26 protein-coding genes and 1 tRNA gene are annotated in these 24,501 nt (G+C 41.7%); 15 read left to right on the top strand and 12 right to left on the bottom strand.

From position 1 onward, the window contains the following. Window positions 1–9 precede the first annotated feature (9 nt). The gene (locus tag G4420_RS04205) at window positions 10–516 is read right to left on the bottom strand and encodes a hypothetical protein (RefSeq protein ID WP_163322311.1); all 507 of its coding nucleotides are present in this window, start codon (window positions 514–516) and stop codon (window positions 10–12) included. A gap of 5 nt (window positions 517–521) precedes the next feature. After that, entirely contained in the window at window positions 522–1,085 is a 564-nt protein-coding gene (locus G4420_RS04200) for an RNA polymerase sigma factor (protein WP_163322310.1), read from the bottom strand. Window positions 1,086–1,253: 168 nt separating this feature from the next. Here G4420_RS04200 and G4420_RS04195 point away from each other — a divergent pair. Further along, window positions 1,254–1,327: transfer RNA gene (locus tag G4420_RS04195), tRNA-His, on the top strand. A gap of 54 nt (window positions 1,328–1,381) precedes the next feature. Beyond that, window positions 1,382–1,948 (top strand): molybdenum cofactor guanylyltransferase, encoded by a 567-nt coding sequence (locus G4420_RS04190; protein WP_163322309.1) that lies wholly within the window; start codon window positions 1,382–1,384, stop codon window positions 1,946–1,948. Here G4420_RS04190 and G4420_RS04185 read toward each other — a convergent pair. Continuing rightward, window positions 1,934–2,623, bottom strand: a complete 690-nt coding sequence (locus G4420_RS04185) for a Crp/Fnr family transcriptional regulator (RefSeq protein ID WP_163322308.1) — start codon at window positions 2,621–2,623, stop codon at window positions 1,934–1,936. The genes G4420_RS04190 and G4420_RS04185 overlap by 15 nt on opposite strands. A 150-nt stretch (window positions 2,624–2,773) precedes the next feature. Here G4420_RS04185 and sqr point away from each other — a divergent pair, with 150 nt between their 5' ends. Genes sqr through G4420_RS04165 form a run of 4 tightly spaced genes read left to right on the top strand, consistent with a single transcriptional unit; the run spans window position 2,774 to window position 5,551 of the window. Continuing rightward, window positions 2,774–4,009 (top strand): type III sulfide quinone reductase, selenoprotein subtype, encoded by a 1,236-nt coding sequence (sqr, locus tag G4420_RS04180; RefSeq protein WP_163322307.1) that lies wholly within the window; start codon window positions 2,774–2,776, stop codon window positions 4,007–4,009. Window positions 4,010–4,025: 16 nt separating this feature from the next. Beyond that, entirely contained in the window at window positions 4,026–4,706 is a 681-nt protein-coding gene (locus G4420_RS04175; RefSeq protein WP_163322306.1) for a DUF1641 domain-containing protein, read from the top strand. A 10-nt stretch (window positions 4,707–4,716) separates the two neighbouring features. Continuing rightward, entirely contained in the window at window positions 4,717–5,028 is a 312-nt protein-coding gene (locus tag G4420_RS04170) for a TusE/DsrC/DsvC family sulfur relay protein (protein WP_163322305.1), read from the top strand. 19 nt (window positions 5,029–5,047) lie between these two features. Further along, the gene (locus G4420_RS04165) at window positions 5,048–5,551 is read left to right on the top strand and encodes a DsrE/DsrF/DrsH-like family protein (RefSeq protein ID WP_045026088.1); all 504 of its coding nucleotides are present in this window, start codon (window positions 5,048–5,050) and stop codon (window positions 5,549–5,551) included. A gap of 50 nt (window positions 5,552–5,601) precedes the next feature. Here the strand turns inward: G4420_RS04165 and G4420_RS04160 are convergent, their stop codons facing one another. Next, window positions 5,602–8,307, bottom strand: a complete 2,706-nt coding sequence (locus G4420_RS04160; RefSeq protein ID WP_163322304.1) for a multiheme c-type cytochrome — start codon at window positions 8,305–8,307, stop codon at window positions 5,602–5,604. 1 nt (window position 8,308) lies between these two features. After that, window positions 8,309–8,701 (bottom strand): QcrA and Rieske domain-containing protein, encoded by a 393-nt coding sequence (locus G4420_RS04155; protein ID WP_163322303.1) that lies wholly within the window; start codon window positions 8,699–8,701, stop codon window positions 8,309–8,311. A gap of 588 nt (window positions 8,702–9,289) precedes the next feature. Between G4420_RS04155 and G4420_RS04150 the strand changes: the two genes are divergently transcribed. From G4420_RS04150 to G4420_RS04115, 8 genes are all read left to right on the top strand, one after another. After that, on the top strand, window positions 9,290–11,545 hold the full coding sequence (locus tag G4420_RS04150) for a molybdopterin-containing oxidoreductase family protein (RefSeq protein ID WP_163322302.1): 2,256 nt from the start codon (window positions 9,290–9,292) through the stop codon (window positions 11,543–11,545). Continuing rightward, entirely contained in the window at window positions 11,542–12,075 is a 534-nt protein-coding gene (locus G4420_RS04145; RefSeq protein ID WP_163322301.1) for a 4Fe-4S dicluster domain-containing protein, read from the top strand. Before G4420_RS04150 ends, G4420_RS04145 begins: the two co-directional genes overlap by 4 nt. Window positions 12,076–12,094: 19 nt before the next feature. Beyond that, the gene (gene nrfD / locus G4420_RS04140; protein WP_163322300.1) at window positions 12,095–13,036 is read left to right on the top strand and encodes an NrfD/PsrC family molybdoenzyme membrane anchor subunit; all 942 of its coding nucleotides are present in this window, start codon (window positions 12,095–12,097) and stop codon (window positions 13,034–13,036) included. 17 nt (window positions 13,037–13,053) lie between these two features. Beyond that, window positions 13,054–13,590, top strand: coding sequence for a YeeE/YedE thiosulfate transporter family protein (locus tag G4420_RS04135; RefSeq protein ID WP_163322299.1), 537 nt, complete (start codon window positions 13,054–13,056; stop codon window positions 13,588–13,590). Between the two features lie 132 nt (window positions 13,591–13,722). Beyond that, window positions 13,723–14,325, top strand: a complete 603-nt coding sequence (locus tag G4420_RS04130) for a YeeE/YedE thiosulfate transporter family protein (protein WP_163322298.1) — start codon at window positions 13,723–13,725, stop codon at window positions 14,323–14,325. A 14-nt stretch (window positions 14,326–14,339) separates the two neighbouring features. Next, entirely contained in the window at window positions 14,340–14,951 is a 612-nt protein-coding gene (locus G4420_RS04125; RefSeq protein ID WP_163322297.1) for a rhodanese-like domain-containing protein, read from the top strand. A gap of 27 nt (window positions 14,952–14,978) precedes the next feature. After that, window positions 14,979–15,617 carry a rhodanese-like domain-containing protein gene (locus G4420_RS04120; RefSeq protein ID WP_163322296.1) on the top strand — a complete coding sequence of 213 codons (639 nt, stop codon included), beginning with the start codon at window positions 14,979–14,981 and terminating at the stop codon, window positions 15,615–15,617. 249 nt (window positions 15,618–15,866) lie between these two features. Beyond that, window positions 15,867–17,030, top strand: coding sequence for a sigma-54-dependent transcriptional regulator (locus tag G4420_RS04115; RefSeq protein WP_045026097.1), 1,164 nt, complete (start codon window positions 15,867–15,869; stop codon window positions 17,028–17,030). A 426-nt stretch (window positions 17,031–17,456) separates the two neighbouring features. Here the strand turns inward: G4420_RS04115 and G4420_RS04110 are convergent, their stop codons facing one another. The 5 genes from G4420_RS04110 to rsfS all read right to left on the bottom strand — a co-directional run bounded on the left by G4420_RS04110 (window position 17,457) and on the right by rsfS (window position 22,237). Beyond that, on the bottom strand, window positions 17,457–18,203 hold the full coding sequence (locus G4420_RS04110; protein ID WP_204273589.1) for a CDP-alcohol phosphatidyltransferase family protein: 747 nt from the start codon (window positions 18,201–18,203) through the stop codon (window positions 17,457–17,459). 13 nt (window positions 18,204–18,216) lie between these two features. Further along, window positions 18,217–19,044, bottom strand: coding sequence for a phosphatidate cytidylyltransferase (locus G4420_RS04105; protein ID WP_163322295.1), 828 nt, complete (start codon window positions 19,042–19,044; stop codon window positions 18,217–18,219). A 130-nt stretch (window positions 19,045–19,174) separates the two neighbouring features. Then, entirely contained in the window at window positions 19,175–19,789 is a 615-nt protein-coding gene (locus G4420_RS04100) for a LutC/YkgG family protein (protein ID WP_163322294.1), read from the bottom strand. Beyond that, complete coding sequence (gene ftsH, locus G4420_RS04095; protein WP_163322293.1) at window positions 19,790–21,862, bottom strand: ATP-dependent zinc metalloprotease FtsH; 2,073 nt, start codon at window positions 21,860–21,862, stop codon at window positions 19,790–19,792. Between the two features lie 6 nt (window positions 21,863–21,868). Continuing rightward, the gene (gene rsfS, locus G4420_RS04090) at window positions 21,869–22,237 is read right to left on the bottom strand and encodes a ribosome silencing factor (protein WP_163322292.1); all 369 of its coding nucleotides are present in this window, start codon (window positions 22,235–22,237) and stop codon (window positions 21,869–21,871) included. 80 nt (window positions 22,238–22,317) lie between these two features. Between rsfS and G4420_RS04085 the strand changes: the two genes are divergently transcribed. Next, window positions 22,318–23,058 carry a biotin--[acetyl-CoA-carboxylase] ligase gene (locus G4420_RS04085; RefSeq protein WP_163322291.1) on the top strand — a complete coding sequence of 247 codons (741 nt, stop codon included), beginning with the start codon at window positions 22,318–22,320 and terminating at the stop codon, window positions 23,056–23,058. Between the two features lie 280 nt (window positions 23,059–23,338). Here the strand turns inward: G4420_RS04085 and G4420_RS04080 are convergent, their stop codons facing one another. Both G4420_RS04080 and pyrE read right to left on the bottom strand, forming a co-directional pair. After that, window positions 23,339–23,788: an SRPBCC family protein gene (locus G4420_RS04080; protein ID WP_163322290.1), complete on the bottom strand. Its 450-nt coding sequence runs from the start codon at window positions 23,786–23,788 to the stop codon at window positions 23,339–23,341. A 71-nt stretch (window positions 23,789–23,859) separates the two neighbouring features. Then, window positions 23,860–24,492 carry an orotate phosphoribosyltransferase gene (pyrE, locus tag G4420_RS04075; protein WP_163322289.1) on the bottom strand — a complete coding sequence of 211 codons (633 nt, stop codon included), beginning with the start codon at window positions 24,490–24,492 and terminating at the stop codon, window positions 23,860–23,862. Between the last annotated feature and the right edge of the window lie 9 nt (window positions 24,493–24,501).

The following is a 24,501-nucleotide window of genomic DNA, read 5'->3' as shown; positions in this document are numbered from 1 at the left end:
CCTCCTTGTCTAACATTTAACCTGGTTCAGCACATCGTCGCAAAGTTGCAGCCTGTAGCGGTTGTTTTCAATCATTGCTTCAATTACGCTTTTATTCGAAATATTTTCTTCCAAATCGTTTTTAAGCAGTTGGTACATACCTTCCAGTTCGTTTAAATCGGTTTCAATTTCGTGTTTCAGTTCCGGAAAAGTATAGTAACATTTTTGTATTTCTTTCAGTTTCTGATTCACCTGCGACGAGTAAAATGCTTCAGCCTCGATTAGTTCCTTTAGTTCCGGATCTGCATTCTCTGCAAGGCGCACAGGATTGTTCAGATTATTTTGCCAAAGTATCACTCCTGTAGCGATTAGAATAACCGCTATTGCTGCAGCGCGCATAAAATAGTGGCGCAGCGAAACAACTTTCGTCTCCTTTGTGGCAGTGTTAATTTTATCCCATACTTCCGGCGATGGTGTTCTGAAATCGAACTCCCCTCGGTTTTCTTTTATAAATTCTTCCAATCTATTCTTCTCCATATGGCTTATATTTTATCCATAGCATCTCCATGGGTTTGTTTTAATAGTTCAACAACACGGCGTTTGGCGCGCATAAACTGGGTTTTCGATGTTGATTCTTTAATCTTCAGTATTTGCGCAATTTCGCCGTGATCGTACCCCTCGAGCAGATAAAGTGAAAAAATCATTCGTCCGCCTTCGGGTAATTGTTCCATTGCCTGTGTAATATTTGCTATTGTATATTCCGGCTCGTATTCGTTGCTTTCCTCTTCACTGTCGTAGTCGTAAATTTCCTCGCAATAGGTAAGATCCACTTTTCGTTTGTTAATGGCATTAATGCAGGTGTTTACAACTATTCGTTTTAGCCACGACCCGAAATTCGATTCGTAACGGAACGATTCCAGTTTGGTAAATGCCTGTGTAAATGCTTCCTGCAACATGTCTTCGGCCTCCTCCCGGTTATTCATCATCCGGTAACAAATATTAAACATGGCTTTCGAGTACAATCCATATAGCTCGTATCGTGCCCGGTTATCTCCCTTCTTACTGGCCTCGATAATTTTTTTATGTATGTGCTCTTTTTGTCTCAACTGTTCATCTTTCAATTTTAATGACAGGAATATTTTGCGGTGGTTGCAAAATGCAGGATATCTTTTTTGTTTTGAAAACAATCTTAAACAAAAATACCATTCAAAATTTAATTCATTTTGAATTGTAGAAAGAATAAAATATTTATATTTGCACCCGCAAACAAAATGGTGGTTGTAGTTCAGTTGGTTAGAACGCCGGATTGTGGTTCCGGAGGTCGTGGGTTCAAATCCCATCATCCACCCGATAAAAGCTTCAGATTTTTCTGAAGCTTTTTTTATTTCTGTACATTTAGAACATGCAAATAACCACAATAATTCTAGCCGGCGGCTTAAGTAAACGAATGGGCACCGACAAAGCCTTGTTGGAGCTCGGGGGAAAAACTTTACTCGAACGTGCAATTACTCTTTGTAAACCACTTTCTTCTGAACTGTTAATTAGTTCGAATAGTGATTTACATGCCGGTTTTAATTATCCGATTATTAAAGATGAGGTGAAAGACTGTGGTCCGATTGGAGGGATCTATTCTGGGTTAAAACAGTCGAATTTCGATTGGAACCTTGTTTTAAGTGTTGATGCCGCTTTTGTTGATGCACTTTTTTTGCAGTTTCTTTTAAAAAATACCGGTGATTTTGATGCCGTGGTTCCGTTTTCTGAAAAAGGTGGCGAACCGCTTATTGCACTTTACAACAGAAGTTGCATCTCAAAAATGGAAAAGTTGATAGAGAATGGTGAGTACAAAATGCACAATTTGCTGAAGAGTGTAAATACAAATTGGGTTGATGCGCAGGAATACCTTAACAAAAACAAACGTTTATTTGCCAATTTAAACCGACCCGAAGATTTGGAATCATCCAAACTCTGAAATACTCTTCAGCCGTTTTTTGTCGGAAATAAGAATATTCTTTCCAAATATTTTTATGATTTCATCTTTGCGGAATTCAGACAAAGTGCGAATCACATTCTCAGTGGTCATCCCAATATATTCAGCAATTTCGCGCCTCGAAATGGGAAGTTCAAACTCATCCTTTTTATATATGTAGTCGGAAAAATAAAGCAGCACATGCGCAATACGTCCTTTCAGGTGTTTGCGTTTTATCTCCAGGTTGTCGAGGATAATTTTATCGGTCATCTGACTAATATTCGACATCATATCCATCGCAAACAGTGCATTTTCTTCGGCATATTTTCGCACCACATCCAATTGCAAAATACAAACAGTAGTTTGTTCGATTGCTGTAACAGAATATTTGTATTGTGTTGATGAAAATACCGACAAAAGGCTGACAAAGTCGAAAGGTTTCGAGAAACTGATAATTTGGTCTTTGCCGTCGATTGAAGCTTTTGAGAGTTTAACCAAACCTTTTTTCATGTATACAAATTCGGTAATCGGGTCGCCTTCTTGTATAATCGATTCTCCTTTAGAGTAACTTCTTTCAACTTTTAAATCGCAGATATTGGTGAGTTCATCACTTTTAACATGTGCAAAAAAAATGTTTTTTAACTGACAATATTCGCAAGTACAAGTTGTGTTTCCCATAGCCCGGTTTACTCGTGTTTCATTAACCCGCAATGTACCAATTTATTATGATATTTATTACTCTCTGATAATTATCATAGAAGGTTTTACAGCATCTTATTCGCGCTCTGGTAACTTTAAATCGCAGATAAACCAATAGAACGATTCAAAATGAAGAAGATAGTAATTCTTGGCGCCGGAACTGCGGGCACAATGATGGCGAATAAGCTACGAAAAGCCCTCGACAGAGAAGAGTGGGCGATTACCATTGTCGATCAGTTTAAAACACATTATTACCAACCCGGATTTTTATTTATTCCTTTTGGTATCTACCAGAAGGAAGATGTGATAAAACCAAAGGCTGATTTTATTCCTGCCGGAGTGAATATGATTTATTCTTCAATCGACAGAATTGAAGGTGACGCCAACAAAGTACATCTTGAAGGTGGGCAGGTATTGAATTACGATTTCCTGATCGTGGCAACCGGTACCAAAACCAATCCCGATGAAACCCCGGGCTTGAAAGATAAGTTGTGGTACAAGGAAATATTCGATTTTTATACCATCGACGGAGCTTTGGCGCTGCAAAAGTTCTTAAAAGGCTGGGAAGGTGGAAAACTGGTAATGGCCATTACCGAGTTGCCTTACAAATGCCCGGTTGCACCACTGGAGTTTGTGTTTCTGGCCGACGCTTATTTTACCGAACTGGGCATGCGCGATAAGGTGGAGATAGCTTACGTTACCCCGATGCCGGGAGCTTTTACCAAACCGGTAGCCACCAAAATGCTTTCGGAGCTGTTGGCTGAAAAGAACATCGAAGTAATTCCTGATTTCTACATCGAAAGGGTGGACAACGACCAGAAGAAACTTATTTCGTACGACGAGAAGGAAATTGATTTTGATGTGCTTACCGTAGTGCCTGTGAACATGGGCGACGAAATGATTGAAAGAAGCGGTTTGGGCGACGATCTGAATTTTGTTCCAACCGATAAACACACGCTGCAGTCGGTGGCACACGAAAATATTTTTGTACTGGGAGACGCTTCCAATATTCCAACATCGAAAGCCGGATCGGTAGCTCACTTTGCCGCCGATATCTTATTCGAGAACCTGATGAGTGCCATTGAAGGACGTCCGTTGCACGCCAAATTTGATGGCCATGCCAACTGTTACATCGAGACAGGTTTTGGTAAAGGCGCACTTATCGATTTTAATTACGATACAGAACCACTTCCGGGAACTTTCCCGCTGCCGGGCATCGGGCCGTTTGGTTTGCTGAAAAATACAAAAATCAACCACTATGGTAAGGTTATGTTCCGCTGGATTTACTGGCACATACTGCTAAAAGGTAAAGAACTTCCGGTTGAACCACTGATGACCATGGCCGGGAAAAAGAAGGTGAATTAATGAAAGGAGCCTGATTATGGAAGAGAAATCATTACAAGTACAAATATCGGAACTGAACCAAAAGGTTGATTTGCTGCTGGAGTACGTAAACCAGCAGCGGCTTAAAACCAACGAAGTTGAAGATTTGATCTCTGACCTGTCGATAGTCGGAAAAGACATGTACGATACAGCGGTGGAAGATCTGGATAACCGTATGGTTCATCTTGATATTGATGAGGTGAAGGGGCTAATGTTGCGTATTCTACGTAACATCGATAACATGAATCGTTTTCTGGAACTATTCGAAAGTATGAATGATCTGGTTAAAGATGCCTCGCCAATTCTTAACGAGGTGATCATCGACTTCTCCAAAAAACTGAATGAGCTGGATCAAAAAGGATACTTCGAATTCTTTGCCGAGGCCGGACAGATCTTTGATAACATCATTGCACATTACAAACCGTCGGATGTGAAAGAGCTGGCAGATAACATTGTAACCATTATGGAGACAGTGCGCTCGGCAACACAACCCGAAATGATGAATGCAATGAACAATGGCCTTAAAATTTACGGAAGTATGGAAATGGAAAATGTTCCTGAGTATTCCATTTTTAAGGTTATGCGCGAAATGAATCAACCGGAGATGAAACGTGCGCTGGGATTCTTTGTAACCTTTATGAAGAACATGGCTGCAGAAACCAATAAAAACAACAATTAAAAATAAAATTATGGCAGAAAAAACTTTCGCAGGAAAAACTGTTGAGGTAACCGCAGAAGGCTACCTGGTAAACAAATCGGACTGGAGCAAGGAAGTTGCTGCAGAAATGGCAAAAGAAGATGGTATTGACCTGACCGATAAACACTACGAAGTGTTGGATTATTTGCGTGAACAGGAGGCATCAGGTGCCAGCCTTACAATACGAAAAGTTGGTAAATCGGGTATTGTTGATATTAAGGGATTGTACGAATTGTTTCCCGGTGGTCCGCTAAAATTATCTTCGAAATATGCCGGAATTTCAAAACCGGCAAGTTGCGTTTAAAAACCAAAAACTTAAGAATATGACTGAAGTAAAAGAAACGCCTTTAAAAAAGGTGATGATAATTGTAGCCAAAGCCAATATTGAAGATGTATATGCAGGTTTGATAATGGCGAATGGAGCAGTCATGGAAGGTATTGAGGCCAAATTGTTTTTTACATTTTTTGGACTGGATGCCATTACCAAAAAGCAGATGAACAAATTGCACACGGCAACAGTTGGCAATCCGGGAATGCGAATGCCAAACGGGTGGGCTTTCCCAACTTTGCTTGGTGCAATTCCCGGAGTTGAAGCCGGAGTTTCGGCCATGATGAAAAAGCAAATGGACGAGCTGGATGTGCCACCCGTTGACGAATTTTTGGATATGATAACCGCAGGCGGCGGCGAGATTTATGCCTGTAAAATGGCCGCCGATATGTTCAAACTCACTAAAGATGATTTGTGTGAACATGTAAAAGCTATTATAACAGTTGGAGACTTATACGCTATGTCGGGAGGCGACGGAACACAGATTATTTTTACTTAATCTAGTATACGAGGAAGTTAAGCGTCATCTGTTTTCAGGTGGCGCTTTTTTTATTTCCATTCGGGAAGAATACAGGCAGAACTTCGCTTTTGTAGCTGCTCTTCAAAATCGTTAAGCGTAGCTTTCATTATTCTCGAGTCATCATCATGGCAGGTAAGGCAGGCGCCAACTGTTAATATGGCCTGTTGTTGTTCAACACTTAGCGGAGAAACATTCGAACGTGTGGCTACTTTGCCGGTTCGTGTTTGCAGAAAATCGATCCAGGCATCGGCGGGCAAACCGTCGTTAACATCGCGCTGGTAAAGCGGAGCAAATGTCCATTTTCCCTTTCCGTCTGCCATTTCGTATTCCAGTTTTCCTTCCCCATAACCTAAGGCAAGCGAACTGTTGTGGCAGCTTTTGCAATCCCGTCCTTCTTTGGTGGTGGTGTGCGGTGCAACCGGCGCATACAAACGATGAAAAATAGTCAAATTATCTGCGTCGTCGGTGTAAGCGCTTTTGTCGATGGTAAGAATCATTCCCGGAGCAACAGGTATAACTTCTGATTTTTCGCCTTCAGTTCGCATGCCCAACGACGGAAGTTTCGCTTCATACTCGCCAAAAAATTCAACCCAGCCGCCGGTTTGCTCTTTATTAGCTACCATATTGTACGATGGCTCATTCGGATCGTATTCGTTGTGGCAGCCAATACAAGTTGGCACCCACGACGAGTGACAACTTGAACAGGCCAGGTCAGAGTGGGCATTGCTTCTTGTACAAACTTCTGCCGGACGGGTTAAAGCCATTTTAATCTTGCTGTTTTTGGTTTGCAGAAACGCCGTGTCGTTTTCAACAAAAGTATTTACCAGCGCGTGCTTGCGTTTGCCGGTTACCAAAAATTCTTTCCCTGAAATATTGCCAAGTCGTAAAGCCGCGATAATTGCCGATTCATTGTCAAGATTTTCGGCTTTTATCGTTCTTGCATCGCCGTCAAAATGGCAATCAATACATTGCACATCCGCCTGATCTTCCTGGTGGGCATAAAGTGTTCCGTCGCCCATTACTTCATACGAATGATGACAATCGATACATTCCATTCCCAGCTCGTGGTGAACGTCTTGCTGTTTTTTTACAAATACACGTTCTCCTTCGATCAGGCGATAGTTATTGTCGTTAGTAGGCATTTGTTTGACTTCAAGTGTTGTTTCGTGCCAACCTTCGTAATTGGTTGAAATCCTGCCCGAGCGGCTGTGGCATCCAAAACAGTGGTTGTTGCTAGTGGCCAAACTAATCGACGGGTGCGCATTAATAATGGTGTCTTTAACCTTGGCAAGTGCAATTTCTGCCTCGGGGCTGTAATTCAGGTGGCAGGCCAGGCAGCCTCCTCCACGGCTGCTTTCGTTAACCGGGCCATATTCTGTTTTTGGATTTCCAAGGTGGCAGCGGACGCATAAATTACGCAGATGCTCGTCGGCAGCCGAATTCCCGAGATGATGTACATTGGCCAGTTCATCGGGATTATCCTGTTCGTTGAATACAAAACGATCAACACTGATCATTCCGCTTAATGTAGCCATTAAACCGGTGGGTACGCGCTCAACAATTTCCGGATGACACTGCGTTGTTCCGCACGATTGTGGCGCGGTAGCCAGATTTCCCGGAATAAGGATCATATTATTATGCGACTGATTTTTACCGGTTGCAAACGGATTGCCGCCATGACAGGAAACACAACCAATGGCCTCAGGCGAATGCGAATCGGTAAGGCCATGCGTTTCCGAGTGGCAGGCCAGGCAGCTTTCTTTTCGTCCCTGGATAACCGGGGAGGCGATTGCCGTACCCAGTTCAAATTCGGGAGTAAGTTGTACTCTCGGCGATTTAAAATTATTCAGTACTTCGTAGCGGTAGTTTTCCTGCCACGGATTTTTCCATTGCCAGCGCTCTCCACGGAAAAATAAACCAATAATAGTTAAGACCAGGTAGAAGCCGGTGAAAACAAGCAGACTTCGTTTGCTGAGAAACATCGTTTTACCTTTGGCTGAATTAACCAGGTAAAGCAAAACAAGCAACACCAAAAAAAGTAACAACGACCAGGCCGGGTGGCTCAGCCAGTGCAATATTTCCTGGAAACCGACAAAGTACCACGGGCCTTTTACTGCCGGATTCAGATTGTCGTGCAAGGGTGCACTGAAAAGGTAGCTGAATGCCAAAACGCCAATTGCCGAAATAACAAAATCAAGCACCGGGGGCCAGTATTTTCTGCGGCTGTGCTCAATCATTATTACCGCAATAAAAACGGTAAATGTGGCTATGTGGTGCACATAAATTAGCTGGTAGCTTTCCGGGTGCCCCAGCAATGAAAATGCCAGCGACTGGCCAATTAACGGAACGCGCTCGGCAAGTGTTTGTAATATTTGCCGGGCCTGCTCGCTGTCGGAATCCCCTTTCAGCAAAAAGCCGGTGATCATGGCCAGGAATATGATTAAAACACCAATGCTCAGCCGGAATGCCATTCCTTTTTTTAGGCCGATTTTTTCTTTGTAATGAAAATGATCGTAAAGATGAATAAGGCTGAAAACAAGGAAGAACTGCGAGCTCCAGTAATGGTAGTTACGGATAAGCGCAGCCCACGGATTGGCTACGATCATTGTGCTTACACTCAGGTAAGGCGATTCAACATTAAAAGGAACGGCAAGCAAAATGCCGGATAAAATAACTAGCCAGAACATAGCCACTGCTATTGTTCCAAACGTTGTTTTATCATTCTTCTTTGCCATTTTATCCTTTAATTGTTATTGATTTTCCGTCGTCGGAAACCGTCGAGTCGAGTATCGTAAGATTTTTGTATGCCGGTCCTTTTATAACCTGTCCTTGCAGATCGTATTCCGAACCATGACAAGGACAAACCAGTTTGCCGCTTTCCATTTTATCAATTTTACATCCCAGGTGGCTGCAATGCGATGAAAAAACCTTTGTTTGATGATCTGAATTTACAATAATGTATTTGTCGAAAAACTGCACTTCCTTGTTCATGTTCAGCGGAACCGACACTTCTTCTGCACCGGAAGTTGCAATATGTTGGAGCGTTAATTTATTCCAGATGAATGCAAAAAACGAAACAAATCCTACCGCCACTATTTTCAAAAAAACTCTTCGGTTTTTGGTTTTCATTCCCATTTTCTTTGAGACAAATGTAATAAATTGAGAAAACTAGGAAATTGGAAATTTTTCTGTTTAATAAATGTTAAGAAAGTGACCTAAATCACATAGTGCTATTAAGTCAAATTTTGTGGCTAAACAGATCAAATAAACTCCGTTTCGAAAGAATGGGCTATATGTTAAAAAACCTGTTTCCCGATAAGGTCGCACTGTTATTTATGGCTATTTTTATTTCCTCTTAATGATTCGGGTAAATGTTTGTAAACAAGTGCTATGGAATTGGTAGGATGAGATGTTCCTTCAAGGATATCGTGCTTATTTTTAATGGTTTCAAATTAAGCACATTAATAACCATTGTACAAAATGATTTCTATATTTGCGGCCATATCTAAAAATATAGATAGGTATATATGAATAACTGTAAAAAGATGCTAAACTCTTATTCTCTGGCGCTTTTTAGAAACAGTTTTGGAAGAATGAGAAACGTGTTCAACATTAAAGAAATAGAAAGATAAATAACCATGTGAGAAAGCATTTTTCATGCTGAGTTTGAAGAAAGCGTGTTACATGAGTTACCAATAAAATAAACTATTTAGACGAATGAAGACAAGACGGGATTTTATCAAAATTTCAACTGCCGGTGCCGGAGCTGCTGCCATAAGTTTTAAGGCTTTGGGATCAAAAGGTTTCGGGCTCTTCGAATCGAAGACCGAAGGTCCGGTAAGTGATGAGGATCTTACTCCGTATCCAACTTATTGCGAAGTATGCTTTTGGAAATGTGCTGCGTGGGCTTATGTCGATAAAAACGGAACTATACGAAAAGTTGTTGGTAATAAGAACGACCCGCATTGTAACGGTCGTTTGTGTCCGCGAGGAACAGGCGGCGTTGGTATGGTTTACGACGAAGATCGTTTAAAAACACCGCTGATAAGAGATACTCGCAAGGATGGTACTCAATATTTCAGAGAAGCAACATGGGATGAGGCGCTGAACAAAGTTGCCGATAAGATGAAGGAAGTAAAAGAAAAGTACGGTCCTGAAGCTTTTGGTTTGTTCAATCACGGAACTCCCGGAGGTCATTTTCACCATTTGCTACGTGCTTATGGTTCGGAAAGTAATGCCGAGCCTGCGTTTGCCAATTGTCGTGGTCCACGTTCGTCGGCTTATTTTTCAACATTTGGAGCCTATGTTGGCTCGCCCGAATGTACCGATATCAGAGATACCAAATGTTTGGTGTTAATTGGTTCGCACCTGGGCGAGAACATGCACAATTCGCAGGTGCAGGAAATGTCGGACGCCATTGATAACGGCGCAACTATTATTACGGTTGATCCGCGTTTTTCAACGGCAGCAGCGCATTCAAATCACTGGTTGCCCATTAAACCGTCAACCGATATCGCTTTGTTAATGGCATGGATCCATGTGCTGATTTACGAAGGTTTATACGATAAAGATTACGTTGAGCAATATACATTTGGTCTTGATTATTTAAAAGATCATGTGAAAAATATGACTCCGGAGTGGGCTTATGGTATCACTACCATCGAGCCGGAAGAAATCAGAAGAACTGCACGCGCGATGGCCGATGCAGCTCCTGCGGTAATTATTCACCCGGGACGCCACGTGGTTTGGTACGGCGACGATACACAACGCGGACGTGCCATGGCAATTCTTACTGCCTTGTTGGGTTCCTGGGGAAAACGCGGAGGATTATATTTCCCTGAGGGCGTTTCTGTTCCTGCTTATCCGCACCCACATTTCCCTGAGCCAAAATGGACATGGAAAGACTGGAATGAAGACAGGTACCCACTGGCAACAATGGGGATTACTACTGAGGCCTTAAAAGCATCTATTCCAAGATACAATTATAAACACCAGCTAAAAGCATGGTTGGTGGCCGGCACAAACCTACCACTGTCGATGCCGGATAAACCGTTATTTAAAGAAGCTGCTGATTCGGTTGAGTTTATTGCAGTAATGGATACCATGCCGATGGATATTACCGGTTATGCCGATGTGGTTTTTCCGGAAGCAACTTATCTCGAGCGTTACGATGTAATTCGTTCTGCAGCTAACCGCGAGCCAAATATTGCATTGCGTATGCCGGCTATCGAACCAAAATACGATTCGAAACCAGGTTGGTGGATTGCCAAACAAATTGGCGAACGTTTAGGTTTACACGATTACTTTAACTACGATGATTATTCAGAAGTAATCGACTGGCAGTTAAAACAGCTGGGTACTTCATTGGAAGAAATGAAGAAAATTGGTGTTAAAAAATACCCGAGAAAAACCGGCCCGCTTTATATGGGTGATGGCGAAGATTATAATTTCAATACCACAACCGGAAAAATTGAACTGTATTCAGTTGATTTTGCCGACCACGGTTTTGATCCGATTCCAAACTATACGAAACATCCTGAACCACCACAGAATTTCTATCGTTTGATTTACGGTCGTGCGCCAATGCACACTTTCAGCCGTACGTCAAACAACCCGAATTTATCAGACCTGATGAGTGAGAACAGCGTTTGGGTAAATCCAAAAGTTGCCGACTTGTGGGGACTGAAAAACGGACAGGAAGTATGGTTGAAAAACCAGGACGATGCCATCACATCATTTCCAATTAAGGTGCGGATAACTGAACGAATTCGCTGGGACTCGGTGTATATGGTTCACGGATTTGGTCATAAAAACAAAAAACTCTCAAGGGCTTTTGGAAAAGGAGCCGCCGATACCGAAATGATAACAAATGTTGCCGTTGATCCGATTATGGGTGGTACCGGAATGAGAGGAAACTTTATAACATTTTTAACAGAAGATCCTGCACTGGAAGAAAAGGAGGTTAAAGCATGAGATATGCAATGGCGATCGACACAAAAAAATGTGTTGGGTGTGGCGACTGTGTAGTGGCCTGTCAAACAGAAAATAATGTACCGCATGGATACTGTCGCGACTGGATTGTTGAACGCGTTGACGGAACTTACCCAAGTTTGAGTCTTGAATTTCGTTCGGAGCGTTGTAATCACTGCGATAATTCACCGTGTGTGCGGTGTTGTCCAACCGGGGCAAGTCATATTGAAGAAGGTGGAATTGTAACTGTAACTCATCATAAATGTATTGGTTGTGGCGCATGTATTCAGTCGTGCCCATACGATGCACGTTACTCGCATCCCGATGGTTATGTTGATAAATGTACCTTCTGTTTGCACCGCGTTCAGAAAGGACAAAAAACGGCTTGTGTTGATGTGTGTCCTACCAAGTGTTTGCATTTTGGCGATTTGGACGATCCGAACAGCGATGTTTCGCTGGCTATCAAAGACCGTTCATGGAAAGTACTGGCCCCTGAAGCCGGAACAAAACCACAATTGTATTTTCTTACCTAACACTTAAACCTGATAGAAGATGAAAGAAGAATTATTTGTAAGCGGACGAAATATTCCGAACATCGATCCATACCTTAATATATGGCACTGGCAAATTCCACTCTATTTGTTTTTAGGTGGTTTGGCCGCAGGCATATTGTTTTTTGCCGGATATTTTGTTGTCAGGGGGAAAGAGAAAGAAATGAAAACAACAGTAAAAATTGCGCCAATTATTGCTCCAATTGCACTGATATTGGGCTTGTTTGCGCTGTTTCTTGATTTAAAACACAAACTTTTCTTTTGGCAATTGTACACCACCATCCGATTGGAATCGCCGATGGGTTGGGGAGCCTGGACATTGATGATCATTACTCCAATATCGTTTATTTGGGTGGCCAGTTACATGAAAGAACTGATACCGGGCTGGAACTGGAAATTTGATTTTCTGGAGAAGTTTGAAGCCTTTGTTATAAAACACAGAGTTAGTCTGGCGTGGATTATGATGATCTATGCAATTATTCTGGGTGTTTATACCGGAATATTACTTTCAGCATTTAATGCGCGTCCGTTGTGGAATACATCCATCCTCGGACCACTGTTCCTTGTTTCCGGATTTTCAACCGGGCTAGCTACCATTATCTGGATGAGTAAAGATGCCAACGAACGGAAAATATTAAGCAGGATCGACCTTGTTTTTATTTTCATCGAAATCTTTCTGATCGTTCACCTTTTTATGGGATTTTTGGCCGGTTCGGAAACAGCAATCGAAGCTGCCAACTTATTCCTGGGCGGAGAATTTACTGTAAGTTTCTGGGTATTTGTTGTGGCCATCGGTTTAATCTTTCCTGCATTGTTCGAGACACTCGAAATTTGGGGAATGCACGTACCAAAATGGTTGCCTCCGGTAATGATCTTATTTGGTGGATTTATGTTCCGTTTCATTATGGTTGAAGCCGGACAAATTACACGTTATCTCTACTAAAAATAAACTATAATAATATGAGTTCAGAACAAACAAATATACAAGAGCCGAAATACATCAACCCTTATTTGGGCGGTGTACTACTCGGATTACTGGTTCTTGCAACCGTATTTATTACGGGCCGCGGGCTGGGTGCCAGCGGAGCGGTTAAAAGTGCAGTTGTAACAACATCAAATACAATTGCTCCAAAAGCTACTGAAGCTAACGCATATATGTGCCAGTTTCTTAGCGACGGTCATTCGCCAATGAATACCTGGTTGGTGTTCGAATCGCTGGGGCTTTTACTGGGTGGAATTCTTTCCGGTATTGTTTTCGGAAGAATGAAGAAATTCAGAATTGACAAAGGACCACAGATTTCCAATAAAAAACGACTCATTTTAGCCTTAATTGGTGGAGCTCTTTTTGGATTGGGAAGTCAGTTTGGCCGTGGATGTACCAGTGGAGCCGCATTAAGTGGTACCGCTACTTTTGCCTTAGGTGGAGTAATTGTAATGTTTTCCATTTTTGGTACCGGGTACCTGGTGGCTTACTTTTTTAGAAAATTTTGGATATAGTAGAAAGTTGACATTTAACAGTCGCAGTTAGCAGCAATTCCTGAAAACTGAGACTGAGAACTGAGACTGAATACCAGGTATCAAAAAAGGATGAATTATCATTCAAATAATAGAACATTAAAAAATTAAGATATGGGACCTTTAATTCCTAATGGTGTAATTGGCGGCGGATGGGATTTTGTTATCGCAATTTTGCTCGGAGTCGCATTTGGATTTATTCTCGAAGCATCGGGTTTTTCTTCTTCACGAAACCTGGCCGGTGTATTTTACGGCTATAACTTTGTTGTGCTTCGCGTATTTTTTACTGCGTTAATCGTAGCAATGGTTGGCCTGTTATATTTCGATTATGTGGGCTGGATCAGTCTCTCGCAAATATTTATTCTTCCAACATTTTTAGGACCAATGATTGTTGGTGGCGTAATAATGGGAGTTGGATTTGTGCTGGGCGGTTTTTGCCCGGGAACCAGTTTTACCGGAATTGCCATTGGTAAACTCGATGCTGTATTTTTTGCAATAGGACTTTACGTGGGAATCTTCGGTTTTTCGCTGGCATTTCCATTGTTCGAAAACTTCTTTACGAGTGGAAACCTCGGAAACGTTACGCTTACCGATCTGACAGGTATTCCGGCACCCGTGTTCGCTGTAGTATTTACAGTAGTGGCACTTGCAGCTTTCTGGGGAACAATGTTTATCGAGAAACGCGTGCGTAAAAACATGAAGCAATATAAATTCTAAACGACTGAAATGTGATGAATCGAAATTATATTTTACTAACCATATTAATGCTTGTGTTGGCGGTAGGAACATTGTTTTTAACAAGCGATGATGAGCCAAAACAAATTGATCCTGAGGAACTGCTGCAGGAAATAATTCAGCCTACACGATATGTAACGACCGACCAGGTGGCTAAGATGATCATCCAGGGCGATCCATCGTTGTTAATGATTGATGTGCGTCCGGCAGATGAGTATGCCGAATATGCATTGCCGGGCTCGGTAAATATTCCGCTTGAGGAACTTTTAAACGAAGGCAATATGGGATACTTCGGAGTACCGGGAGTTAAAGTAGTATTTATTTCCAACGACGATATCCGCGCCGATCAAACATGGGTGTTAACCAAACGTTTGGGTGTTGATGGCACATACGTAATGAAAGGTGGCTTAAACTGCTGGATGCAAACCATAATTGAACCTTCGCAACCTGATGCCGATGCGCCTTCTGTTGATCACAAACTTTATGCATTTCGCAAAGGAGCACAAATTTATTTTACAGGAGCTGAAGCAGCAACTCCTGAAGGCGACAATGTTGAAGTGCAGGTACGCCGAAGAGAAAAATCAAACGTTGCAGCTGGTGGTTGCTAATTTCTAACTATTGAAAAAATTAAAAACATGCATATACATGAACTAAATCCGTGGAGAACATTAATCGCAGTGTCAGTATTTGTGGTTATTCTTGCAATTGGCTTTTTAACCATGCCAAATCCTTTGTTTAAATACGAAAAAAGCATGGACGAAAGTATCGAAGCTTTACTTGATGGTGAGGATTATTTCTACCCCTGGGAGCTTGTAGATGTGATCGCCAATAAACCCGATAGTATCGTTTTGTTTGATATTCGCGATAACTTTGTTTTTGGGCAGGGACATATTCCCGGAGCCGAGAATTTGTCGGCAAATACCTTGACCGACCCTGATAACTTAGAACGTTTGGAAGCACTTCGCGATATGGGTGTAACCATTGTTTTGTATGGCGAAAACGAGCTACAGGCAAATGGTCCGTGGATGTTTTTTCGCCAGGTTGGATTTAACAACATCAAACTGTTACTGGGTGGTTATGAGTATTACAAAGCCAATGAAGATGATTTGTACAGTACTATTGACGACGATGCATATTTTAGCGGATTTCCGCGGTATAACTATGCTGAAATGGCCGCTCCAAAAGACGGTTCTGAACTAAATGCTGATCAGGATAACAAACCTGTGCAGGTGCGTCGCCGCGAAAAATCCAGTGTTGCTGCTGGCGGGTGTTAAAAAAACCATATTAGTATATATTAAAAGTCCCGGTGAAATTTTTCATCGGGATTTTTTTTGTCTTACGCTGAAATGAAATTGCTCACCGATATGCGCTGCACTTTGGTGAGGGTCTCACTCAAAGCAAGGCTATCACTGGAGAAGTGTCAGCAGGTTGATAAGTAAATACGCAACGATATTTTATTGGAATCATTTTTGTAAAGCGTTCTCCTGTAATAATTGTTATATTCGAAATTAAAATAGAAACACATGTCAAAGATCCTGGTAATAGACGACGAGAGAAGCATCAGAAATACGCTAAAAGATATTCTTGAATACGAGAAATATGAAGTAGATCTGGCAGAAGATGGAACTAAAGGAATTGAGAAAATTCGTTCGGCCGAGTACGATATTGTACTTTGTGATATAAAAATGCCGGGACTGGATGGCATTGAAGTCTTGGAACGCTTGGTGGTTTTGGCTCCCGATACTCCGGTGGTAATGATATCGGGACACGGAAATATTGATACCGCTGTTGATTCGATAAAAAAAGGAGCCTTCGATTATATTGAAAAGCCACTTGATCTGAACCGTTTGTTGATCACCATTCGCAATGCCATGGATAAATCAACCCTGGTTACCGAAACAAAAATTCTGAAGAAAAAGGTTAATAAGAAATTTGAAATCGTGGGCGAGTCAAAAGCCATTACCGAAATTATTGAAATGGCCGACCGCGTTGCTCCAACCGATGCCCGGGTGCTGATTACCGGTGCCAACGGATCGGGGAAAGAGCTGGTAGCCCGCCGGATTCACGATCATAGCAACCGCGCGTCAGGGCCATTTGTTGAAGTGAATTGTGCAGCTATTCCCTCTGAATTGATCGAAAGTGAATTGTTTGGTCACGAAAAAGGAGCTTTTACTTCGGCAGTAAAACAGCGCAAAGGAAAATTTGAGCAGGCCAATGGCGGAACACTTTTCCTTGATGAGATTGGCGATATGAGCCTTTCGGCACAAGCCAAAGTGTTACGTGCGCTGCAGGAAAGTATTATCAGCCGTGTAGGAGGCGATAAACACATAAAAGTTGATGTACGCGTAGTGGCTGCTACCAATAAAAACCTGGCCAACGAGATTGATCAGAATAAATTCCGCGAAGACCTTTATCACCGTTTAAGTGTGATTCTGATTCATGTTCCAACACTTAACGAGCGGCTTGATGATATTCCTTTACTGGCCAATCATTTTATTAAACAAATTTGTGGCGAGTACGGTATGCAGGAAAAAACAATTACCGAAAAGGGTATAACTGAGTTGCAAAAAATTAACTGGACCGGTAATATTCGCGAGTTCCGGAATGTAATTGAAAGGCTTATTATTTTGTGCGATAAGGAAATTACCGAAGCCGATGTATTAAAATTCGCCGCTCCTTTAAAATAGAATTCTTTAAATTATTCCTCAATCTAAAAACATCTTGACTGATTTGTTGTTAAGTATGTAACAAAGTAGTTTATAACGTTCTGTAACGTTTGCTGCTAAAGATATTAGCCTCTGGTTTCGGAAGTCAATTTGTCATGGCGTATTATTAATCTTTCCCTCGGGAAAATATTTTCTTCCGTTTTCAGAGGCTTTTCTTTTGCAAATTTCCCACTGATATTAAATAGAAATTTCATGCAGAGAACGCTAAGTTTTCGCGAAGGACGCAAATCAGATTTCAGCACCTTTGCGAACTTTGCGCTTCTTTTTTTTACTTCGCGTGAAACGATACTACTCTTTAAAAACTCCGTAGGAGTTCGATTATAATAGGGATTCGAAAGAAAAAAGCAAACAACCCGGTACGGGTTGGATAACCAATATTATCTCGTTTTAAAATTCCACCTTAAACAGGTAAAAAATCACATTCAGAATAATGTAAAGCAAGATGATCAGCGCCAGCCCGTAAACGATAAAAACGATTAATAAAATGGCTGATATCGTCAGGAAAAGGTACCGGTACCAGTTATCTTTTAAACGCAGGTTTTTTACTTTCAACGAAAACATGGGCATGTTGATCACCATCATCCCCGACATGAAAATACCCAGAAAAACCAGGTTTTTTGTGGAATACAGCGATTGAAAAATATCGTGGTATTTCGGAAATTCGAGCATTAAACCCAGAGAAGCCCAAAATATTCCGTTTGAAGGAATGGGCAAACCTCTGAAAAATGGTTCGTCGCTGGTAAACACATTAAACTTTGCCAGACGGATAGCACCAAAAACCGGAACTAAAAATGCGGAGAAAAGAATAATCCACTGCCACCAATCTGCAGATATCTCGTGTATCGGTTGGTTTTCCGCGAATAACGAAAATTCGAGCAAAGTAAAAAGAATAGCACCCGGAGCCACACCAAACGAAACCAGATCGGATAAGGAATCGAGCTGTTTCCCGATTTCAGAATAGGCTTTTAACGCTCGTGCAGCCAGCCCGTCGGCAAAGTCGAAAACCGATGCGGCACAAATAAAAATTCCTGCCCAGATCAGGTGCCCGTCGATGGCAAATATGGTAGCAATTACTCCTGATAAAAGGTTGAGGGTGGTAATGAAATTGGGTATCTGTTTAATAATGTTCTTCATTTGTTGTTACGCTTTACACGTTTCCGGTAAAAATGAGCCAAATAAAAATTGCAGGGATAACAAAAAGCAAACTATCCAGGCGGTCTAAAAAGCCACCGTGTCCGGGTAAAAATGTACCCGAATCCTTTACATCGATTTCGCGTTTTATCTTCGATTCGAATAAGTCGCCCAATGTGCCAAAAGCCACGGTAAGTACTGCAATAACAATCCAGCTAAGCATACTTACAGCCTGGAACATAACGGCATTTACTATCCCCATAATTATGGCAAAAACGGCACCTCCAATTAGGCCTTCCCACGATTTTGCAGGTGATATATTTTTACACATTTTATGTTTGCCAAACTGTGTACCCACCAGGTAAGCTGCCGAATCGTTTATCCACAAAATAAAAAATACGCCAACCATTATCCACGGATAAAAGGTATTTTGCCCGTTAATTGATGTGTGCACAACAAAGTTCATCAAACTAAACGGCAGCGCAATGTAGGCAAACCCCAGTGTGCTTGAACCTGCATTCTTTAGGGTGTCTTTGTCGCTTCTGAAAATTTCTACAATAAGCAGGATAACAACAATGGCAATAAAACTAAAGCCAAACTGGCGCGGCAGATAGTTATTCGATAAGCCAAAACAAATCAGGAAAAAGATAACGCCAAAAATACTTCCGATAATTCGCGAAGGATGATGACCGGCTTTTTCCACCATGGCATAAAATTCGTATTGGGTGATAAATAACAACGTTGCAAACACCACTGCAAAAATGATGGGGTGCAGCAGCGTTCCACCCAGCATTACGGCTATATAAATAACTCCTGTTAAAGAGCGTTTTAGTAAATTACTCACCTTTTAATTCTTTGATTAGGTCTTTAGTTCTGGTGTAAGCAGCTGTGTTTGCGCACAGATGATTTCCCAAGCTTGTTTTATGCTGCAAAGTTAAAAAAATATGGTTTGCCATAAGTTAAATAGTGTGAAGCTAGTAGATAAACACATGCAATTCGCGCGGTCCGTGGGCGCCCAGAACCAGCGTTTTTTCAATATCAGCTGTTCGGCTTGGTCCTGTAATTAAAGTAATCTGTGAAGGCAGCTGATCGCGATACTTCTCGCGGATTTTAGCGTAAGCGGTATGCAGATAGTCAACCAGCTGATCTTTTCGGGCAATAACAATGTGTTGCGGCGGATACACCGATAGCTGGCGGCCTCCCTGTAATGCAGAACTTACCATAACCGATCCGGTGTGTGCAATTAAAAACTCGCAGGAAGTGATTCCTGCTTCTATTGTTTGTTGCCTTTCCCTGTAATTTTGATGTTCAATTTCGTTTTTTGTGAGTAATTCCTGAAGTTCTTTTTCAGCACAAACCACTTCTGTTTTTGGAACATCCTGCAACACCGTTTTCAGCCTCTCAATAAGCTCTTCTTCCGATTTGCACAAATAAACACTCCCGTTTACCGCCTCAAGGTTTTCTTTAAATGCCTGACTTAAAGATTTTTCAATAGCGTGATAAACGGGAGCGTCAAAATCTGGCATCTCCGGCTCGGGGTGAATAGCTTTTTTTAGCTTGTTCAGTATTTCTTCGCGAGCCGATGCCATTTATTCTGTTGTTGTTTCCTCCTCGTGATTTTCTATGGTTTTTGTTTCTTTCGTTTCTTTCAGCTCGGCGTTTACTGGTTTATCGCCGTTTCCATTTTCCGAGATAGCGTGTTTTTTGTCCCACGGGCGTTTGCCAAATATCTCTTCCAGGTCTTCACTGAAAATTACTTCCCGTTCAAGCAGCAATTTTGCTAACTTGGCGTGCCCTTCTTTATTTTCTTGTAGTATCTGTTTTGCACGTTTGTACTGGCTGTCGATCAGAACTTTTACTTCCGAGTCAATCAGTTCTGCCGTTTTTTCGCTGTACGGTTTGGTAAATGTAAAGTCTGATTGGCCGGTTGAGTCGTAAAAGCTAATGTTCCCAACTTTTTCGCTCATCCCGAAAATACTCACCATGGCATAAGCCTGTTTGGTTACTTTCTCCAGGTCGTTTTGTGCTCCCGATGAAATTTTACCAAAAGTAATTTCCTCCGCTGCACGTCCGCCCAGTGCCGATGCCATTTCATCCAACAATTGATCTTTTGTGGTGATCGAACGTTCTTCAGGCAAATACCAGGCAGCTCCCAGCGCTTTCCCGCGCGGAACAATAGTTACTTTAACCAATGGATGTGCATATTCCAGCAACCAGCTAATGGTGGCGTGACCTGCTTCGTGGAAAGCAATTGTTTTCTTTTCTTCTTGGGAAATGATTTTATTTTTCTTTTCCAAACCACCGATAATACGGTCAACAGCATCAAGGAAATCCTGTTTAACAATAGCATCTCTGTTTCTGCGAGCGGCAATTAATGCAGCTTCGTTACAAACGTTGGCGATATCGGCACCTGAGAATCCTGGTGTTTGTTTGGCCAGAAAATCAACTTTTACCTCTTCGCTTAATTTTAAGGGACGTAAATGAACATTGAAAATCTCACCACGCTCATTCAGGTCGGGCAATTCAACGTGAATCTGGCGGTCGAAACGGCCGGCACGCATTAAGGCACGGTCCAGTATATCGGCACGGTTGGTAGCTGCCAAAATGATTACCCCGCTGTTGGTGTCAAAACCATCCATTTCGGTAAGCAGCTGGTTCAGCGTATTTTCGCGTTCGTCGTTCGATCCCATATTTGGGTTTTTACCACGAGCACGTCCGATGGCGTCAATCTCGTCGATAAACACAATACACGGTGCTTTTTCTTTGGCTTGTTTAAACAGGTCGCGAACACGCGATGCTCCAACTCCCACAAACATTTCCACAAAATCGGAACCCGACATGCTGAAAAACGGAACGTTTGCTTCGCCGGCTACGGCCTTGGCAAGCAGGGTTTTACCCGTTCCCGGAGGGCCAACCAAAAGTGCACCTTTCGGAATTTTACCACCAAGTTTGGTATATTTTGCCGGGCTTTTCAGGAATTCTACAATTTCTTCCACTTCCTGTTTGGCCTCTGCCAGTCCGGCAACATCTTTAAAGTTTGTCGATACTCTCTGGTCTTTATCAAAAACTTTGGCCTGCGACTTTCCAACATTGAAAATACCGCCGGCACCACCTCCTCCGGCACCTCCACGACTCATCCTCCGGAAAATCCACCACCACAGCAATATTATCAGAACAAACGGGCCAATCGACCAAATAATGTCGCGTGCCCAATTCTGCTCATCTTCGTACACCGGAAAGACTTTGTCTTCCATATTTTCTTGTGCAACCTTAAGGTCATCGGCGAAATTTTCAATCGGTCCGGTATTTAGTTTAAAATGCGGGCCAATATCTGATGGTTTCGAAAAGTTGCCTTCAAACTGTGATTCGTAATTTTTTAACCGGTCTTCTTTCAAATATATCCGGGCAATTTTTTCATTTATTACTACAATACGTTTAACATCGCCGTTTTGCAACATTTGTTTTACCTCGGGCCACGATGTGTCAACAGGGCCTTTGCTGGTGCTGATGTAGTATTGTACAATAAGAAAAACAACAGCAATAATCCCGTAAATCCAATAGGCATTGAATTTTGGCGGTTTACCGTTGTTTTTGGGATTTAGTTTCCCAAAAGGGTTGTTCAGATTGTTCTGATCTTTTTTGTTATTTTGTTTATCTGTCATGGTCTTTTAATCTTCTTCTTCAATTTTAGTAATTTTTGCATCAGCCCAAAGTCCTTCAAGGTTATAAAACCGGCGTGCTTCTTCCTGGAAAACATGTACCATTACATCTCCGTAATCCAACAATATCCAAAGTGCATTTCGGTAGCCGTCGCGATGCCAAACATCTTCGCCGGTAATTTCTTTTACCGTTTCTTCTACCGTGTGTGCAATTGAATCAACATGTGTTGAGGAGGTTCCGTGGCATATAATAAAATGTCCACATTCAGTGTGGCCGATACTTTCCAGATCAACGTGTTTTATCTCTTTTCCTTTTATCCGATGAATACCTTCAAGAATTGCTTCTATTAAAACCTTTGATTCTTCTGCTTTATTCATAAAAATTTATTGTACCCTACAAAGATAATCTTTTTGTCCATTAACCATTTTTTAAGAGAATGGTTTACTTTTGAAATTATATGTTTTTAACGGACAAAAATATCATTGTTTTTAATGTGCTCGATAGTACCAACAACTATGCCAAGCAACTGGTGCGGGAAAAGGCGGCTCAAGGCACTGTCGTTTTGGCACATTACCAGGAAAGTGGACGTGGGCAGGTTGGTAATTTTTGGGAAAGCGAACGCGATAAAAATTTGCTTTTCAGTGTGCTATTATACCCCGGTTTTTTAGAAGCCGGCAAGCAGTTTTATATCTCGAAAGTTGTAAGCCTGGCTTTGGCTGACGTACTTAAACAGCATTTAAATGATGTGAAAATTAAGTGGCCCAACGATATTTATGTGGGCGAAAAGAAAATTGCCGGCATTTTAATTGAAAACACGGTGAAGGGCATAGCGCTTGATTCTTCGATAGTTGGAGTGGGGGTGAACGTTAATCAGGAGGAATTTCTGTCGGATGCACCCAACCCGGTATCGATGAAACAGCTTTTGAAAAAAGAATTTGATATTGAGGATATTTTAAAAGCTTTTTTGCAGAAGCTTGAGAATTATATCGAGATTTTGCGTGAGGGAAGACTCGAAAAAGTAGATGCGGAATATTTTCAAACTTTATTCAGAAATGAGGGTATGCATCCGTACCGGAAAGACGGCAAAGAGTTTAGCGCCAGAATTGCAGGCATTGGCAGTTTTGGGCAACTGCAGTTGGAAGAGCCCGACGGAAATGTAACGGAATATATGTTTAAAGAGGTGGAGTTTGTTGTGTAAAAAAGATTGATGGGATTGAAAGGAAGATTGAATCAGAGTGATTAATTGAAGAATTGTTAAATTGCCAAATTGAAAAATTGTTGAATGCTACTTTGCAAAATAATCAGTTACATTCAACTATAATATCTCAGTGTTGTTCTGTGAAAATCTCTGTGTTACTCTGTGGTAAAAAAAATGCCTACTAATTTGCCAGCTGCCTATTCCTTCGAAAATCTACAATCGTTAATCATCATTCGAAATTCCTTCTCTGCTGAAAACTGAAAACTGCGACTGAAAACTGTTACTGATAAGGCAACTTCGAGAGCGTGTCGGCCAGTTGGTTAATGCCTTCCTCCAGTTTGCTTCCGGCCATCATTTTAATCATCATGCTCATTTCTGCATGCAGCGTAAGGCGCATTTTTGTTTTGTATTCATTAACCGGCATTAACTGAATCCAGAAAGTAAAACTCAGCGGTAAACCACCCGAACTTTCAACTTTTATTGTTTTAAATGGCTCGCGGTTAACAATTTTAATTTCGGCAAGTCCCAGTCCGGTGATGTTGAATTTACATGAATCGCGATCCGACTCAAAATCGGTAATTTTAATTTGCGGAACCTTTTCAGTTATTTTCTCTATCAGTCCTGAATTAAGGTAAGTAGACAGGTTCTCGAAATTCGACAGGTAATTAAATACCACCTGCTGGTTGTGCTCGATAACTTTTACTTCGCTAACGTATTTGTTGAGTGCCATAGTAGTTATAAAAAATCCCGCCCCCAATAACCATCAGGAGCGGGAAATATTTAATGTCTTTTTCTTTCAGATTATTTTCCCCAGTTTGCAGGGTCTTCGCGCCACTCCATCAGCGACTCCACCTGGTCTTTTGTAATGTCGCCTTGTTCCAGCGACAGGTCAATAAGGATCTGGTAACGGCTTAATGAAGTCAGTTCGATACCCGCTTTCTCGAAGTTTTCTTTTGCCAACGGGAAATTGTAGGTGAAAATTGATACCATTCCTACAACATCGCCACCAAAGTTGTTAACTGCCTCGGCAGCTTTCAAACTGCTGATTCCTGTAGATACAAGATCTTCAACCACAACCACTTTTTTGAATGGTTTCAGATCGCCCTCAATCAGGTTTTCCAGGCCATGACCTTTAGGTTTCGAACGAACATAAATGAAGGGAAGTCCCAATTTATCGGCTACCAATGCACCAATTGCAATGGCTCCGGTAGCTACCCCGGCAATTACTTCCGCTTCCGGGTATTTTTCCTGGATCAACTTTACAAACGCATCGCGAATGAAAGAGCGGGTTTCAGGATAAGAAAGCGTTTTTCTGTTGTCGCAATAAATTGGAGATTTCCAACCTGAAGCCCATGTAAATGGATTATCGGGTTGTATCTTTATAGTGTTTATTTCAAGTAATTTTTTAGTTACTTCAATTTGTATGGCTTCCATAATAATGTG

It is taken from the genome of Draconibacterium mangrovi, assembly GCF_010586825.1.
Lineage (GTDB): Bacteria > Bacteroidota > Bacteroidia > Bacteroidales > Prolixibacteraceae > Draconibacterium > Draconibacterium mangrovi.
Note: the sequence above shows the minus strand (reverse complement) of the source record. Positions and strands in the feature narration are given on the sequence as shown.

Coding starts and splice junctions, on each gene's coding strand:
- G4420_RS04205 (WP_163322311.1), bottom strand. CDS start 516: ATGGAGAAGAATAGATTGGAAGAATTTATAAAAGAAAACCGAGGGGAG.
- G4420_RS04190 (WP_163322309.1), top strand. CDS start 1,382: ATGCAAATAACCACAATAATTCTAGCCGGCGGCTTAAGTAAACGAATG.
- G4420_RS04185 (WP_163322308.1), bottom strand. CDS start 2,623: ATGGGAAACACAACTTGTACTTGCGAATATTGTCAGTTAAAAAACATT.
- sqr (WP_163322307.1), top strand. CDS start 2,774: ATGAAGAAGATAGTAATTCTTGGCGCCGGAACTGCGGGCACAATGATG.
- G4420_RS04175 (WP_163322306.1), top strand. CDS start 4,026: ATGGAAGAGAAATCATTACAAGTACAAATATCGGAACTGAACCAAAAG.
- G4420_RS04170 (WP_163322305.1), top strand. CDS start 4,717: ATGGCAGAAAAAACTTTCGCAGGAAAAACTGTTGAGGTAACCGCAGAA.
- G4420_RS04165 (WP_045026088.1), top strand. CDS start 5,048: ATGACTGAAGTAAAAGAAACGCCTTTAAAAAAGGTGATGATAATTGTA.
- G4420_RS04160 (WP_163322304.1), bottom strand. CDS start 8,307: ATGGCAAAGAAGAATGATAAAACAACGTTTGGAACAATAGCAGTGGCT.
- G4420_RS04155 (WP_163322303.1), bottom strand. CDS start 8,701: ATGAAAACCAAAAACCGAAGAGTTTTTTTGAAAATAGTGGCGGTAGGA.
- G4420_RS04150 (WP_163322302.1), top strand. CDS start 9,290: ATGAAGACAAGACGGGATTTTATCAAAATTTCAACTGCCGGTGCCGGA.
- G4420_RS04145 (WP_163322301.1), top strand. CDS start 11,542: ATGAGATATGCAATGGCGATCGACACAAAAAAATGTGTTGGGTGTGGC.
- nrfD (WP_163322300.1), top strand. CDS start 12,095: ATGAAAGAAGAATTATTTGTAAGCGGACGAAATATTCCGAACATCGAT.
- G4420_RS04135 (WP_163322299.1), top strand. CDS start 13,054: ATGAGTTCAGAACAAACAAATATACAAGAGCCGAAATACATCAACCCT.
- G4420_RS04130 (WP_163322298.1), top strand. CDS start 13,723: ATGGGACCTTTAATTCCTAATGGTGTAATTGGCGGCGGATGGGATTTT.
- G4420_RS04125 (WP_163322297.1), top strand. CDS start 14,340: ATGAATCGAAATTATATTTTACTAACCATATTAATGCTTGTGTTGGCG.
- G4420_RS04120 (WP_163322296.1), top strand. CDS start 14,979: ATGCATATACATGAACTAAATCCGTGGAGAACATTAATCGCAGTGTCA.
- G4420_RS04115 (WP_045026097.1), top strand. CDS start 15,867: ATGTCAAAGATCCTGGTAATAGACGACGAGAGAAGCATCAGAAATACG.
- G4420_RS04110 (WP_204273589.1), bottom strand. CDS start 18,203: ATGAAGAACATTATTAAACAGATACCCAATTTCATTACCACCCTCAAC.
- G4420_RS04100 (WP_163322294.1), bottom strand. CDS start 19,789: ATGGCATCGGCTCGCGAAGAAATACTGAACAAGCTAAAAAAAGCTATT.
- ftsH (WP_163322293.1), bottom strand. CDS start 21,862: ATGACAGATAAACAAAATAACAAAAAAGATCAGAACAATCTGAACAAC.
- rsfS (WP_163322292.1), bottom strand. CDS start 22,237: ATGAATAAAGCAGAAGAATCAAAGGTTTTAATAGAAGCAATTCTTGAA.
- G4420_RS04085 (WP_163322291.1), top strand. CDS start 22,318: ATGTTTTTAACGGACAAAAATATCATTGTTTTTAATGTGCTCGATAGT.
- G4420_RS04080 (WP_163322290.1), bottom strand. CDS start 23,788: ATGGCACTCAACAAATACGTTAGCGAAGTAAAAGTTATCGAGCACAAC.
- pyrE (WP_163322289.1), bottom strand. CDS start 24,492: ATGGAAGCCATACAAATTGAAGTAACTAAAAAATTACTTGAAATAAAC.